At 63.6% G+C, this 12,818-nt stretch carries 15 protein-coding genes and 2 pseudogenes; 9 read left to right on the forward strand and 8 right to left on the reverse strand.

Annotation, left to right across the window (positions count from 1 at the left end; genetic code table 11):
* The first annotated feature begins 56 nt into the window (after positions 1-56).
* From ACWTU9_RS27740 to ACWTU9_RS27750, 3 genes are all read left to right on the forward strand, one after another.
* Complete coding sequence (locus ACWTU9_RS27740; RefSeq protein ID WP_455861100.1) at positions 57-1,304, forward strand: flavin monoamine oxidase family protein; 1,248 nt, start codon at positions 57-59, stop codon at positions 1,302-1,304.
* A gap of 91 nt (positions 1,305-1,395) precedes the next feature.
* On the forward strand, positions 1,396-2,493 hold the full coding sequence (locus ACWTU9_RS27745; RefSeq protein WP_455861101.1) for a zinc-binding metallopeptidase family protein: 1,098 nt from the start codon (positions 1,396-1,398) through the stop codon (positions 2,491-2,493).
* 63 nt (positions 2,494-2,556) lie between these two features.
* Entirely contained in the window at positions 2,557-3,156 is a 600-nt protein-coding gene (locus tag ACWTU9_RS27750; protein ID WP_455861102.1) for a DUF1236 domain-containing protein, read from the forward strand.
* A 56-nt stretch (positions 3,157-3,212) separates the two neighbouring features.
* Here the strand turns inward: ACWTU9_RS27750 and ACWTU9_RS27755 are convergent, their stop codons facing one another.
* Entirely contained in the window at positions 3,213-3,509 is a 297-nt protein-coding gene (locus ACWTU9_RS27755) for a HigA family addiction module antitoxin (protein ID WP_455861103.1), read from the reverse strand.
* Between the two features lie 21 nt (positions 3,510-3,530).
* Positions 3,531-3,812: a type II toxin-antitoxin system RelE/ParE family toxin gene (locus ACWTU9_RS27760; protein WP_455861104.1), complete on the reverse strand. Its 282-nt coding sequence runs from the start codon at positions 3,810-3,812 to the stop codon at positions 3,531-3,533.
* A gap of 165 nt (positions 3,813-3,977) precedes the next feature.
* On the opposite strand from ACWTU9_RS27760, the gene ACWTU9_RS27765 reads away from it, so the two are divergent.
* From ACWTU9_RS27765 to ACWTU9_RS27785, 5 genes and pseudogenes are all read left to right on the forward strand, one after another.
* Positions 3,978-4,937 carry a CPBP family intramembrane glutamic endopeptidase gene (locus ACWTU9_RS27765; protein WP_455861105.1) on the forward strand — a complete coding sequence of 320 codons (960 nt, stop codon included), beginning with the start codon at positions 3,978-3,980 and terminating at the stop codon, positions 4,935-4,937.
* A gap of 309 nt (positions 4,938-5,246) precedes the next feature.
* Positions 5,247-6,839, forward strand: coding sequence for a signal recognition particle protein (ffh, locus tag ACWTU9_RS27770; protein WP_455861106.1), 1,593 nt, complete (start codon positions 5,247-5,249; stop codon positions 6,837-6,839).
* Between the two features lie 7 nt (positions 6,840-6,846).
* Positions 6,847-7,173, forward strand: coding sequence for a chorismate mutase (locus ACWTU9_RS27775; protein ID WP_454575617.1), 327 nt, complete (start codon positions 6,847-6,849; stop codon positions 7,171-7,173).
* Positions 7,174-7,222: 49 nt separating this feature from the next.
* On the forward strand, positions 7,223-7,624 hold the full coding sequence (gene rpsP / locus ACWTU9_RS27780; protein WP_454575618.1) for a 30S ribosomal protein S16: 402 nt from the start codon (positions 7,223-7,225) through the stop codon (positions 7,622-7,624).
* A gap of 86 nt (positions 7,625-7,710) precedes the next feature.
* Positions 7,711-8,555: pseudogene (locus tag ACWTU9_RS27785) on the forward strand (acyl-CoA thioester hydrolase/BAAT C-terminal domain-containing protein).
* Positions 8,556-8,639: 84 nt separating this feature from the next.
* On the opposite strand, the gene ACWTU9_RS27790 reads toward ACWTU9_RS27785, so the two are convergent.
* The 3 genes from ACWTU9_RS27790 to ACWTU9_RS27800 all read right to left on the reverse strand — a co-directional run bounded on the left by ACWTU9_RS27790 (position 8,640) and on the right by ACWTU9_RS27800 (position 10,010).
* Entirely contained in the window at positions 8,640-8,903 is a 264-nt protein-coding gene (locus ACWTU9_RS27790) for a YMGG-like glycine zipper-containing protein (protein ID WP_455861107.1), read from the reverse strand.
* 151 nt (positions 8,904-9,054) lie between these two features.
* Complete coding sequence (locus ACWTU9_RS27795) at positions 9,055-9,582, reverse strand: SRPBCC family protein (RefSeq protein WP_455861108.1); 528 nt, start codon at positions 9,580-9,582, stop codon at positions 9,055-9,057.
* 17 nt (positions 9,583-9,599) lie between these two features.
* A complete protein-coding gene (locus ACWTU9_RS27800) occupies positions 9,600-10,010 on the reverse strand; it encodes a DoxX family protein (RefSeq protein ID WP_455861109.1) in 411 nt (136 codons plus the stop codon).
* A gap of 159 nt (positions 10,011-10,169) precedes the next feature.
* On the opposite strand from ACWTU9_RS27800, the gene ACWTU9_RS27805 reads away from it, so the two are divergent.
* A complete protein-coding gene (locus ACWTU9_RS27805; protein WP_455861118.1) occupies positions 10,170-10,577 on the forward strand; it encodes an ACT domain-containing protein in 408 nt (135 codons plus the stop codon).
* 78 nt (positions 10,578-10,655) lie between these two features.
* Here ACWTU9_RS27805 and ACWTU9_RS27810 read toward each other — a convergent pair.
* The 3 genes and pseudogenes from ACWTU9_RS27810 to ACWTU9_RS27820 all read right to left on the reverse strand — a co-directional run.
* Positions 10,656-11,036, reverse strand: a pseudogene (locus tag ACWTU9_RS27810) (N-acetyltransferase family protein); the annotation flags it as partial.
* 243 nt (positions 11,037-11,279) lie between these two features.
* Positions 11,280-12,314, reverse strand: a complete 1,035-nt coding sequence (locus tag ACWTU9_RS27815; protein ID WP_455861110.1) for an aspartate-semialdehyde dehydrogenase — start codon at positions 12,312-12,314, stop codon at positions 11,280-11,282.
* Positions 12,315-12,422: 108 nt separating this feature from the next.
* On the reverse strand, positions 12,423-12,548 hold the full coding sequence (locus tag ACWTU9_RS27820) for a hypothetical protein (protein ID WP_455861111.1): 126 nt from the start codon (positions 12,546-12,548) through the stop codon (positions 12,423-12,425).
* Positions 12,549-12,818: the final 270 nt, after the last annotated feature.

A 12,818-nucleotide genomic window follows, 5' to 3' on the forward strand; every position in this document is an offset into this window, starting at 1 on the left:
CTGGCCAATGCAGCGGAATTTGCCTACGATCAAGTGCTTATTGTGGCGGGGAAACCATGGAAGACGTTGATGTCGTTATCATCGGCGCCGGTTCGGCGGGCTTGGCTGCCGCCAGGACCATTCGTGCCGCAGGCCTTTCCTTCAAGCTGCTCGAAGGCATGGGCCGCATCGGCGGCCGCGCCTGGACCAGCGACCAGCATTTCGGCATCCCGTTCGACATTGGCTGCGCCTGGCTGCATGCCGCCGACCGCAATCCCTATTTTCCCGAGGCGCAAGCCGCCGGCTGGACGCTGCATCACCACAACATGAATGTCGACCACCTCTATTACCGCCAGCGCAAGGCGAGCGAGCAGGAGGAGGCCGAGATGAAAGCCGCCGATGCGCGGCTGTTCGAGCTGCTGGCCACCCATCAGGTGGAAGAGGGCGACGACGACCGGCTGTCGACGCTGCTGGCCAAGGGCCAGGCGCCTCGCGCCGCCGCCACCTTCGCAGGACCGATGGATTTCGGCGCCGACGAGGACGAGATCTCGATCCGCGATTTCCAGGCCGCAGCCGACCTCGACCCGAACTATTTCAGCAAGGAAGGCTTCGGCGCGCTGGTCGCCCGCTTCGGCGAAGACCTGCCGGTCGAACTGTCGACGCCGGTGCGCAAGATCCTGTGGGATGTTCCGGGCGTCGCCTGCGTCACCGATCGCGGCACCGTGCGCGCCAAGGCGGTGATCGTGACCGCCTCGCCGGCGGTTCTCGCCTTCGAGGAGATCGAGTTTTCGCCGGCGCTTCCCGACACGCATTTCGGCGCCTTTTTCGACCTGCCGATGGGCATGCTGACCAAACTGCCGGTGGAGATCCGCGGCACCAGGCTGGGTCTCGAACCCTTCGACGACCTGTTGATCGAACGCATGGCCCGGCACGACATCTATTTCCTGTGCTTTCCCTTCGACCTCGATTTGATGGTCGGTTTCGTCGGCGGCGACTTTGCCTGGGAGATGTCGGCGGCCGGCGAGGCGGCCGGCATCGACTTTGTCATCGACCGGCTGTGCGGCATTTTCGGCAGCGACACCAGAAAGCATGTGGCGCGCGCCATGATGACCAAGTGGGGCGAAGAGCGCTTCGTGCGCGGCGCCTACGCGGCGGCCCGCCCCGGACGTTCCCGGGCCCGCGCTACGCTGATGCAGCCGGTGGCGGAAAAGATCTTCTTCGCCGGCGAGCACCTGGCCGGGCCGCTGATCCAGACCTGCGGCGGCGCACGCCTGTCGGGCGAGAACGTGGCGCGCCAGGTCGCCGCCCGGCTGGCAGTGAAATAGCGCCGGGAAGGCGGAACGCCCGCCGATCACTGGCGTTTTGGGCAGCGCGCCGCGCATACCATATATCCTGCCGTGACGAATTGAGGCCGAGATGAAACTGTTCGACTGCCCGCATTGCGGCCACCGTCTCTACTTCGAGAACGCGCAGTGCCTGAATTGCTCGAACCTCGTGCTTTACGATCCCGAGCATGCACGCTTCGCCCTGTCTGATATCGACGGCATCTTCCACTGCACCAACGCCGATGAATGCGCCTGCAACTGGATGGCCGAGCCGGGCCAGCCCTTCTGCCGCGCCTGCGTGCTGAACAAGCTGATCCCGGATCTCTCCGTCGACGGCAACCGTCGTCGCTGGATCCGCGTCGAGGCAGCCAAGAAGCGCGCCATCTATTCCCTGCTTGCCGTCGGCCTGCCGGTGGCGCCCAAGCAGAATCCCGGCGACGAAATCGGGCTCGCCTTCGACTTCCTGGCCGACCCGATCGGCGGTGGCCCCGGCGGCGAGCGCATTCTGACCGGCCACGACAACGGCCTGATCACGCTTAACGTCGCCGAGGCGGATTCGGCCGAGCGCGAGCGGAGGCGCGTCGAGATGGGCGAGAACTACCGCACGCTGCTCGGCCATTTCCGCCATGAGCTCGGCCACTATTACTGGGACAGGCTGATCCGCGACGACCCGCAGAGGCTCGGCGCCTTTCGCGCGCTGTTCGGGGACGAACGCGTCGATTACGAGCGTGCGCTGCAGACCTACTACGCCAATGGTGCGGCGCCCGACTGGCAACAGAGCCACATTTCGGCCTATGCGACGTCCCACCCGTGGGAGGACTGGGCCGAGACCTGGGCGCACCATCTGCACATCACCGACACGCTGGAGATGGTGCACGCGTTGAATTTTCCGCTCGGCCAGCTGGAAACAATGGAGACCAATGTGCTGCCGCAGAGCGACACCGGCGGCCGCCTGCAGGCCGCGCCCGCGGAACCCGATGCTGTGCCCGAGCCGTTCGAAAAGATCCTCGCCCGCTGGCTGGTGCTGTCGGAAGCCTCCAACTCGATCAACCGCTGCATGGGCCTGCCCGACCTCTATCCTTTCGTCATTTCGGACGTGACGGCGCAGAAACTCGCCTTCGTGCATGAGCTTTTGACCGGTTTGCCGAAAGAAACCGGAACAAATCGTGAGCCGGTAGGGGCATTTTAGCCGGAACGCATGCGCTCTGTTTTCGTTTGGGGTCGCGAGGGACCATGAAAACGGAGAGAAACCATGAGACGCATACTGTTTCCGGCTGTCGCCGGGACGCTTGTCGCCATGTCGGGTGCGGCACTTGCCGATACTGCCGTCTCGGCCGTCACCGATCTTAACGTGCGCGCCGGCCCCGGCCCGCAATATCCGGTGATCGGCGTGCTTGCCGCCGGCCAGTCGGCGACGCTCAATGGCTGCATCGAAAACAGCAAATGGTGCACCATCGCCGAGGCCGGTGGCCAGGGCTGGGTCTATTCCGACTATGTGACGGCCGATTTCGGCGGCAACCGGGTCGTGCTGACGCGCCGCCCCGCCGACGCCGCCATCACCGTCGTTACACCGCCGCAGGACGATTATCCCGACACTTATACCGGCGCGATCCTTTCCGATGATGGCCCGATCGACGCCATCGACAGGCCGCCGGCTGAAGTCGGCACCTATGTCAGCACGCACCGGCTCGACCCCGTCTATCTCGACGGCGAGGTGGTGACCGGCGCGACCTTGCCCGACACCGTCGAACTGCGTGAAATCCCCGACTACCGCTACCGCTATGTCTATGTGAACGGCCAGCAAGCACTGGTCGACCCGCAGACACGGCGCATCATGTACGTCGTGCGCTGACGCGATTCTCCCGAAGCGACCGCCACCCCGCGGTCGCTTCCCTTTTGGAAGGTTCCTTAAGCGGCCTGCAACGGCTCGATAGCGTCGATCTCGGCGTGCTTGGCCCTGCCCTCGACAGCAAGATCATAACTTGCCTGCATGTTCATCCAGAATCTCGGCGACGTGCCGAAGAACTTGGCGAGACGAAGTGCCGTATCGGGTGTGACTGGCGTCGTTTCGTTCACCAGGCGCTCGATGCGCGTGCGTGGGACATGCAGCTTCTTCGCCAGCGAATAAGGTTTCAGTCCAAGCGGAACGAGATATTCTTCGCGAAGGATTTCGCCGGGATGGATGGGGGTATCGAGGTTCAACATCATCGGCTCCTGCTGCCCGGGTTAGTGGTAATCGGTGACTTCCACGTCTTCTGCCCCGCCATTCACCCACCGGAAGCAGACGCGGAACTGATCGTTGATGCGGATCGAATGCTGGCCGGCACGGTTGCCCTTCAGCGCTTCGAGCCTGTTGCCCGGAGGCGTTCTGAGGTCGGCGAGATCGTCCGCATTGTCCAGCATGAACAGCTTGCGCTGAGCCGCGCGGACAAGGTCGGAAGGGAAGCCCTTCGGCGCCCTGCCGCGAGAAACCGCTTCCGTGGTCTTGTCCCTGAACGAGCGTATCAACCGCCGTCTCCATGGTAAGTATCATACGACGATACGTCTCACGTGTCAAACATGACGTATCTCGTGGCGATACGTCCTGCGAATCTATCGCCAGCGCCCACGATTGCGCGCGGCGCGCCGATCTCCTAGATCATTCGACCCGATGCGTTCGGCAGAGGAATTCGCGTGATATCAGATCCAACCGCCTTCGAGCGCTATCGCAACACAGCCACCGAAAAGACGAACCTGCCGCGCCTGATGATCGGAACGGCCATTGTCGTCCTGTTCTGGGTGGCGGTCACCCTGGTTGTGGTGCTTGGCGGCACCTATCTCGCCATCATCTGGCATATCTTGCCGGGCGATCCGCGCGGCCCGATACAGGGTTTTCTGGCTTCGCCGATCGGCATACTCACCGCGCTCACCTCGTTCGCGGGCATCTGGCTCGGCCTGTGGCTTGCCATGCGTTTCGTCCATGGCGAGCCGCTGACAGCGCTTTTCGGCGCCAGCCGCCGCGTCTCCTGGCCGGGTTTCCTCAAGGGGCTGATCGCGGTGCTGATCACATCGGCGCTTTCCGAAGTCCTGCTCTATTGGCTGCAGCCCGAAATCGCGCGCGGCGCCATCAGCCTGTCGACCTGGCTACTGTTCCTGGTCCCGATCGTAGCGCTGACCCTGCTGCAGACCTCGTCGGAGGAGATACTGTTTCGCGGCTATCTGCTGCGCGGCCTGGCCAAGCGCTTCGACAGCCCGTACGTCTGGGCGTTGCTTCCCGCTTTGCTGTTCACCTCCCTGCATTGGAGCCCGGGCTCGACGCTCGCCATCAACGCCTGCGTGCTGGCCTCGATCGCCGCCTTCGCTCTGCTGTTGACGCTGGTGGTCTATGTCACCGGCAATCTCGGCGCCGCCTTCGGCGCCCATCTCGGCAACAATCTCACCGGCTTCCTGCTGATCTCGCACCAGGAGAACTACAATTCCTTTGCCCTGTTCAACGACAAGCCGCTGGAAGGCCCCGACTGGACGACGACGGATGCGGTCATCATCGCCGCCATCGGCATCGTCTGCACCTTGCTGACAATCGTGCTACTCCTGCACCCACGCTCGCCGCTGAAGGTCACGGCGGACCTTAGGGATGCAGCCAGGGTGAACTGAGCCAGGATGGGCGCAGAGACGGGCAAGCCGGCCTTGTCTTGACTCTTCGGCCGATTTCCTGTCTACAGCCCCCGAATTCCGCGACGAGTATCCCTCCGAGCAAGCCGACCAGGACGCCAAAGCCTCTTTGAGGCCAAGTGCTGTAAACAGATCCTGGAGGCCAACACCCGGCAGCGCTGAGCGCCCCCGGGTGCTTTTTGGCTTTGCGCTTGCCCGGGCTTTGGTCTGGACAAGCTCTTTTGTTTGGACACTTGGCGCGAACGCATTACCTCTCGGATCGAACCCCGAACCGAGATCGAAGGACGACAGATGTTTGAATCACTGCAGGAGCGCCTTGGCTCCATCCTGAACGGCCTTACCGGCCGCGGCGCGCTGTCGGAGGCGGATGTCTCGGCGGCGTTGCGCGAGGTGCGCCGTGCGCTGCTCGAGGCCGACGTGGCGCTGGAAGTGGTGCGGTCCTTCACCGACAAGGTGCGCGAGAAGGCCGTCGGCGCCGCCGTCGTCAAGTCGATCAAGCCCGGACAGATGGTCGTCAAGATCGTCCATGACGAGCTGGTCGACATGCTGGGCGCCGAGGGCGTCGCCGTCGACCTCAACGCGCCCGCCCCGGTCGTCATCATGATGGTCGGCCTGCAGGGGTCCGGCAAGACCACGACCTCGGCCAAGATCGCCAAGCGGCTGACCGAGCGCCAGAACAAGAAAGTCCTGATGGCCTCGCTCGACACGCGGCGGCCCGCAGCACAAGAGCAGCTCCGCCAGCTCGGCGAGCAGGTCAAGGTGGCGACGCTGCCTGTCATATCAGGCCAGAACCCGGTCGACATCGCCAGGCGCGCCGTGCAGGCGGCCAAGCTCGGCGGCCACGACGTCGTCATCCTCGACACTGCCGGCCGCACCCATATCGACGAGCCGCTGATGGTCGAGATGGCCGACATCAAGAAGGTGTCGAGCCCGCACGAGATCCTGCTGGTCGCGGATTCGCTGACCGGCCAGGACGCCGTCAACCTAGCCAAAAGCTTCGACGAACGCGTCGGCATCACCGGCCTTGTGCTGACCCGCATGGACGGTGACGGCCGCGGCGGCGCCGCACTTTCGATGCGCGCCGTCACCGGCAAGCCGATCAAGCTGATCGGCACCGGCGAAAAAATGGATGGGCTGGAGGAATTCCACCCCAAGCGCATCGCCGATCGCATCCTCGGCATGGGCGATATCGTCAGCCTCGTCGAAAAGGCTGCCGAAAACATCGACGCCGAGCAGGCGGCGGCAATGGCCAGGAAGATGCAGTCGGGCAAGTTCGACCTGAACGACCTTGCCGGGCAGCTTCAGCAGATGTCGAAAATGGGCGGCATGGGCGGCATCATGGGCATGATGCCCGGCATGGGCAAGATGAAGGACCAGATGGCTGCCGCTGGCCTCGACGACAAGATGTTCGGCCGCCAGCTCGCCATCATCTCGTCGATGACCAAGGCCGAGCGCGCCAATCCCGATATTTTGAAGCACTCGCGCAAGAAGCGCATCGCCGCCGGCTCCGGCACCGACGCGGCCGAAATCAACAAGCTCTTGAAGATGCATCGCGGCATGGCCGACATGATGAAGGCGATGGGCGGCAAGGGCAAAGGCGGCGGCCTGATGCGCGGCATGATGGGCGGTTTGGCCTCCAAGATGGGCCTCGGCGGCATGATGCCCGGCGGAATGGGTGGCATTGGCGGCGGCATGCCGGACCTGTCCAAGATGGATCCCAAGCAGCTCGAAGCCTTGCAGAAGCAGGCGCAGGCCGCCGGCCTCGGCGGCATGAAGGGCCTGCCCGGCGGCGGTGGCCTGCCCGGTCTGCCCGGCGGCATGAAACTTCCAGGGCTTCCCGGCCTCGGCGGCGGCGGACTGCCCGGTTTGGGCAAGAAGAAGTGAGGACGCTATGAACGAAGAAAAGGACATGGCCGATGCACGCACCATCCTGGCAGGCTACCGCGCCTCGATCGACAATATCGACGCCGCCCTCATCCACATGCTGGCCGAGCGCTTCCGCTGCACCAAGGCGGTCGGCGTTTTGAAGGCCGAGCATGGCCTGCCCCCGGCCGACCCGGCGCGCGAGCAGCAGCAGATCACCCGCCTTCGCCAGTTGGCGAAGGACGCCCATCTCGACCCCGATTTCGCGGAAAAATTCCTCAACTTCGTCGTCCGCGAAGTGATCCGCCATCACGAGCAGATCGCCGCGTCCAACGGCGCAAGCAAAGCCGGCTAACAACTAGCCACACCCTACCATCGAAATCAGAGCTTTTAGGAGAAATGAAATGGCACTGAAGATCAGACTGGCCCGTGCGGGCTCGAAGAAGCGTCCTTACTACCACGTCGTCATCGCCGACGCCCGTTCGCCGCGCGACGGCCGGTTCATCGAGTCGATCGGCTCGTGGAACCCGCTGCTGCCGAAGGACGGCGAGCGCGTCAAGGTCGACGCCGACCGCGTCAAGCATTGGCTGTCGCACGGCGCCCAGCCGACCGACCGCGTGCTGCGCTTCCTCGACGAGGCCGGCCTGCTCAAGCGCGAGGCCCGCTCCAACCCGAAGAAGGCCGAGCCGGGCAAGAAGGCGCAGGAACGCGCTGCTCTGCTGAAGAAGGCCCAGGACGACGCAGCGGCAGCCGTTGCCGCCGCTGCCGCGGCCCCGGCCGAGGCGGAAGCCGCCACCGCCGAATAAGCGTTCGCTTTATCGCATCGACAAACGGCGGGCCTGTGCCCGCCGTTTTGCTATTGTGCTGCATAGCGGCAGGCTGGCGGATGAGGATGGCTGAGCGGGCGATCACGCAAGAAACCCTGTCCGGCGAGGTTGCCGGAACACTGTTGCGGTGCGCCGGCGCCACGACGGGCGTCGTGGTGTTGAGCGGATCGAGCGGCCGTGTCGACGTCGCCCGTGCCCGGTTGTTTGCCAATGAGGGCGCATCGGCACTCGCGCTCCAGTGGTTCGGCGGCGATGGCCAGGTGCCCGGCATCTGCGAGATCCCGCTTGAGACGTTTTTCGCGGCGACCGATTATCTTGTCGGGCTGGGCTGCCGGCGCATCGTCTATATCGGGACGTCGAAAGGCGCCGAGGCATCGCTGCTTGCGGCGGCTCATGATCCGCGTATCGACGCCGTGGTTGCGATCAGCCCGACATCGGTCGTCTGGGGCAATATCGGACCGGGCCGCGACGGCATCAGCTGGCCGGAGCGATCGTCATGGACACTCAAGGGGGTTCCTTTGCCGTTTGTCCCGAGCGCGCCTGACTGGAGTGCGGAGTATGTCGGCGGTCTGGTGTCGTACCGGGGGCTTTTCCAACGCGCCTTGCAAACCTTCAAGGATGCAGCTAGCAAGTCCGCCATTCCCGTCGACGCAATTTCGGCGGAAATCGTCCTGGTTGCTGGCGGCGACGACGCTCTGTGGAGTCTCTCGACTTTGCGCAATCGATCGTTCGCGGGCGAAAGGACGCCGGCAAGACCGCGCGCCTCATCTCGGCGCCGGACGCTGGCCACCGCATCCTCTTACCGGGTGAAACCATCCCGCGCTCAGGGCTGCATGCCCATGGCGGCAATGACGATGCCGATAGACGCTTGGGCCGCTTGGCTTGGGAACATATTCTGGCATCGCTATAGCGCAGGCCGCCACGATCCAGCTGTCTCGGGCAATGCGAAACCGGCGGTCCGTAGCCGCCGGTTTCGCTGTTGGATCAGGTGCGTTCAATAACCTTCCGGGCAGCTGTCGATGTAGGTGCGCCCATAACGGTCGCGATAACGGCACTGGCCGCTCTCGCTGGCATGGCCGATCAGGGCGCCAGCGACGGCGCCAACGGCGCCGCCGACGACGGCACCCTTAACCGGATCATTTGCCACCGCCGCGCCAACCGCCGCGCCGCCGAGGCCGCCGACTGCGGCACCCTTTTCGGTTTGCGAGCACGCACCGAGCGCGGTCGCCAGCACCAGAATGATAATCGCATTTTTCATTGTCGTTCCTCTCTCACGCGGATCGCCGTCCTTGCCGCCATGGTTTTAACTCTCAGACGGCTAATTTGATCCCGAAGACGTGGGAGATCGCGATGTCCGCGCCGGTCACATCGTGTCGATCGCCGCCGAGCCTATTGAAATTCAGACGTTTTTACCGTTCGGTTGCCTTCTGCAGATTGTTGAGGCCCGCCTCGAAATCCTTGCCGATCAGCGTGTCGAAATTCATGAACAGGCCCATCAGCTTGGCAATGAAGGGCCGGCTGCCGCGCATCGCCCAGGTAACAGCGGTGGTGTCACCGGCTGGCTTCAGGGTGAAGTCGACGCTGTTGTTGGCACGGAACGGTTTCTCGAAGTCGAGCTTTAGCGACACCAGCGAGGACGGCACGGAATTGACGATCTCCATGCGCCCCTTGCCGGCCTTGGCATTGCCTTCCCAGGCATAGGCCGCGCCCTTGCCGGCATCAGTGCCGGACAGCGTGCGCTTCATCTGCGGGTCGAGCTTTTCGTAGGGTGACCATTCGGGCCAGCGCTTGAAATCGTTGATCAGCGGAAAGATCGCTTCCGGCGGAGCCTTGATGCTGGCCGTGCGAGAGGTGACGAAATCATTCGGCCGTGTCGCGGCATAGACGAGGACGGCGGCGATGATGACGACCAGGAGGATGAGGATGGTGCTGAACATGTTGTTATCCTTCAAGTTTAGCGGCTGAACGGGATCAAAGCGCGCAACCTTGGGTCGCGCAGATACAGGCCGCCCCACAGGATAATGCCGAGATAGACGCCGAACAGCGTGTGCGAGAACAACGGGCTGCCGACGCGCATATGGGTGGCGATGGCGCCGCCGAGATAGCCGGTGAGCAGAATGGCGCCGAGCACCGAGGTGCGCGGCAGCGCGTAGAGCGCGGTCGAGATCAGTCCGATGATGCCGAGCATCCGCGCAACGTTGGCGTCGGCCGGCCAGCCGAGCGGCACCATGGTCTGGGTGACGATTTCGAGCGGCGGCAGCTTGATGACGCCGTCGAAGATCATGAACAGAATGATGAGACCGCTGAGCACGCGGCCGGTCCACAGGGCGCCCGACGAGATAGGCATGGTTTGAGAAATGCTCATAGTGTTCCCTCCGTTTGCTGGCTTCGGACCAAGGACGTGCGCCAGGGGAGCGATCCTACAAGACAGGGATTCTTTTGGATCAGACCACGGAACGTGTGCCGCTCAGACTATCGGCGTTCGCCAGTGACGGCTATTGATGGGGCTGGGCGAGACGAGCGAATGACGGGCGAGACCGATCTGAAAAAACTGCTGGCGACGATGACGCCGCAATTGCTGCCAGGCGTTTATGTGTTCGTCACTCTGGCACCCGGCGCTGCGTCGCCGGCGGGCCTCGAATCGGTGATGATTTTTCGCGAGCGCGAAGGCCTGACGCTGATCGTCACCGAGGATGCAGCCCGTGCCACAGGCCTGACTGCTTCGTTCCGCTGCCGCATGATCACGCTGAACATCCATTCGTCGCTGGAAGCCATTGGCTTCCTCGCCGCCATCACCGCGCGTCTCGCCGCTGCCGGGATGGGCGTCAATCCAGTCTCGGGTTTCTATCACGACCATCTGTTCGTGCCCGCTGACCGGGCGGGGGAGGCGATGGAGTTGCTGCGCCACCTGGCCAGCGACAGCGCCGGCTAAGATCACCGCCTGCACGTAAAGAATATCCGGCAGGCCTTCCTCATTGATGGTGCCGTCACCGGATGACTCGGTGTGGAACCCGTGACGTTCGTAGAACCGCCGGGCCCCGGTGTTGGCCTGGAAGCAGTGCAGTTTTGCGACCGGCACGATAGCAATCGCGTCCATCAGCAATCGGCTGCCGATGCCTTGTCCGGTCCAGGCCGGATCGAGATAGAGCTGTTCCACCCAATCGCCGTTGACGGCAATGAAGCCGACAATTGTCTTGCCGGTCTCGGCGACGGTGACCTGCTGCCGGGGCATGACGATGTCACGGATGAAGGCGAGGTCCTCGGCCGGCGTGTGGATGACCGGCATCCAGTCGAACGAGCCAAGAGCTGCCCGCAGGAGCCGAGCGATGGCAGCGGCGTCGGAAGCGGTGGCGGGACGCAGGGTGATATCGACGGGCTGGGTGCTAGTCATCAAGGGAACGCCAACGCCTCACTCCGCTGGAACACCCCTCATCCGTCTCGGCGCTACGCGCCGATCCACCTTCCCCCACAAGGGGGGAAGGAAGAAGTGCCCCGGCCAAAGGCCGAGCCTGCGACCGCAGGCCGCCGGTGGTCCGGCGCGCCCGCGCAGGGCCCGCCGCGGCGGCGGCGATACGGCCCGTGAGCGAAAACAGAATCGGCCAAAGGCCGAGCCCGTGAGCGAAAACAAAAGCCGTCAGGCTGCCTTCTTCTTCGGCTGGATCAGGCCGCGCTCGACCAGCAGCTCGGCGATCTGCACCGCATTGAGCGCCGCGCCCTTGCGCAGATTATCCGACACGATCCACATCGACAGGCCGTTGTCGATGGTGGAATCCTCGCGGATGCGCGAAATGAAGGTGGCGTCTTCGCCGGCCGATTCGAGCGGCGTGATGTAACCGCCATCCTCGCGCTTGTCCAAGACCTGGCAGCCGGGTGCTTCGCGCAGGATATCCCGCGCCTCGTCGGCGGTGATCGGCTTTTCGAACTCGATGTTGACGGCTTCCGAATGGCCGATGAACACCGGCACGCGCACGCAGGTCGCCGTCAGCTTGATCTTGGGATCGAGCATCTTCTTGGTCTCGGCGACCATCTTCCACTCTTCCTTGGTGAAGCCGTCATCGAGGAAGACGTCGATATGCGGAATGACGTTGAAGGCGATGCGCTTGGTGAACTTCTTGACGTCGACCTGGTCGGCGACGAAGACCGCGCGGGTCTGCGTGAACAGCTCGTCCATGCCTTCCTTGCCGGCGCCGGACACCGACTGATAGGTGGCGACGACGACGCGCTTGATGGTGGCGACATCGTGCAGCGGCTTCAGCGCCACCACCAGCTGCGCCGTCGAGCAGTTCGGGTTGGCGATGATGTTCTTGCGCGTAAACAACGAGATCGCGTCCGGATTCACTTCCGGCACGATCAGCGGCACGTCCTGGTCGTAGCGGAAGGCCGACGAATTATCGATGACCACGCAGCCCTGCTTGCCGATCTTGGGCGACCATTCCTTGGAGACGTTGCCGCCGGCCGACATGACGCAGATGTCGGTGTCGGAAAAATCATGCTGTTCGAGCGCCTTGACCTTCAGCGTCCGGTCACCGAACGACACTTCGGTGCCCTGGCTGCGCCGCGAGGCCAGCGCCACCACTTCGCTTACCGGAAAGCCGCGCTCCTCCAGTATGTTGAGCATTTCGCGGCCCACATTGCCCGTGGCGCCGACTACCGCAACCTTGAAACTCATCCTAGATCTCCTGTCCCTCTCCGCTTGGTTTGTTGGAGAAAACCCGCCGGCCAATGCGGGTTCCGTCCCCCGGGCCGGACCCGGGAGAGGGTGGTTAGGCCAAGGGAATCACACCGTTTTGGTGGTGGTTTTTTTGGCCGCAGTTTTGCTGGAACGAGGGGACGCGCCGACGCGCCCGGCCAGATTGTGGCCGGGGAAGTCGAAGGCAAGAAGAGCCATCAAAAGGCCGCGCATCGAAAATGATCCCGTTCGATGCCGGCTTTTACGCGGTTTGCGGCAGGAGTCAATTGGTGGCGCCTCTTCCTTTTCCCCTTGTGGGAGAAGGTGTCGCCGAAGGCGACGGATGAGGGGTGTTCCAGGGAATGCCGACGTCTCACTTCGCTGGAGCACCCCTCATCCGTCTCGGCGCTGCGCGCCGATCCACCTTCTCCCACAGGGGGACTGTTGCAAAATTGGGTGGATATGATTCCCTGTTTTGAAACGGGGATTTTGCGATGACGACAA

This window comes from Mesorhizobium sp. 128a (assembly GCF_053848025.1).

Coding starts and splice junctions, on each gene's coding strand:
- ACWTU9_RS27755 (WP_455861103.1), bottom strand. CDS start 3,509: ATGTTGAACCTCGATACCCCCATCCATCCCGGCGAAATCCTTCGCGAA.
- ACWTU9_RS27820 (WP_455861111.1), bottom strand. CDS start 12,548: ATGCGCGGCCTTTTGATGGCTCTTCTTGCCTTCGACTTCCCCGGCCAC.
- ACWTU9_RS27805 (WP_455861118.1), top strand. CDS start 10,170: ATGACGGGCGAGACCGATCTGAAAAAACTGCTGGCGACGATGACGCCG.
- ACWTU9_RS27815 (WP_455861110.1), bottom strand. CDS start 12,314: ATGAGTTTCAAGGTTGCGGTAGTCGGCGCCACGGGCAATGTGGGCCGC.
- ACWTU9_RS27745 (WP_455861101.1), top strand. CDS start 1,396: ATGAAACTGTTCGACTGCCCGCATTGCGGCCACCGTCTCTACTTCGAG.
- ACWTU9_RS27790 (WP_455861107.1), bottom strand. CDS start 8,903: ATGAAAAATGCGATTATCATTCTGGTGCTGGCGACCGCGCTCGGTGCG.
- ACWTU9_RS27795 (WP_455861108.1), bottom strand. CDS start 9,582: ATGTTCAGCACCATCCTCATCCTCCTGGTCGTCATCATCGCCGCCGTC.
- ACWTU9_RS27740 (WP_455861100.1), top strand. CDS start 57: ATGGAAGACGTTGATGTCGTTATCATCGGCGCCGGTTCGGCGGGCTTG.
- ACWTU9_RS27800 (WP_455861109.1), bottom strand. CDS start 10,010: ATGAGCATTTCTCAAACCATGCCTATCTCGTCGGGCGCCCTGTGGACC.
- ffh (WP_455861106.1), top strand. CDS start 5,247: ATGTTTGAATCACTGCAGGAGCGCCTTGGCTCCATCCTGAACGGCCTT.
- ACWTU9_RS27775 (WP_454575617.1), top strand. CDS start 6,847: ATGAACGAAGAAAAGGACATGGCCGATGCACGCACCATCCTGGCAGGC.
- rpsP (WP_454575618.1), top strand. CDS start 7,223: ATGGCACTGAAGATCAGACTGGCCCGTGCGGGCTCGAAGAAGCGTCCT.
- ACWTU9_RS27750 (WP_455861102.1), top strand. CDS start 2,557: ATGAGACGCATACTGTTTCCGGCTGTCGCCGGGACGCTTGTCGCCATG.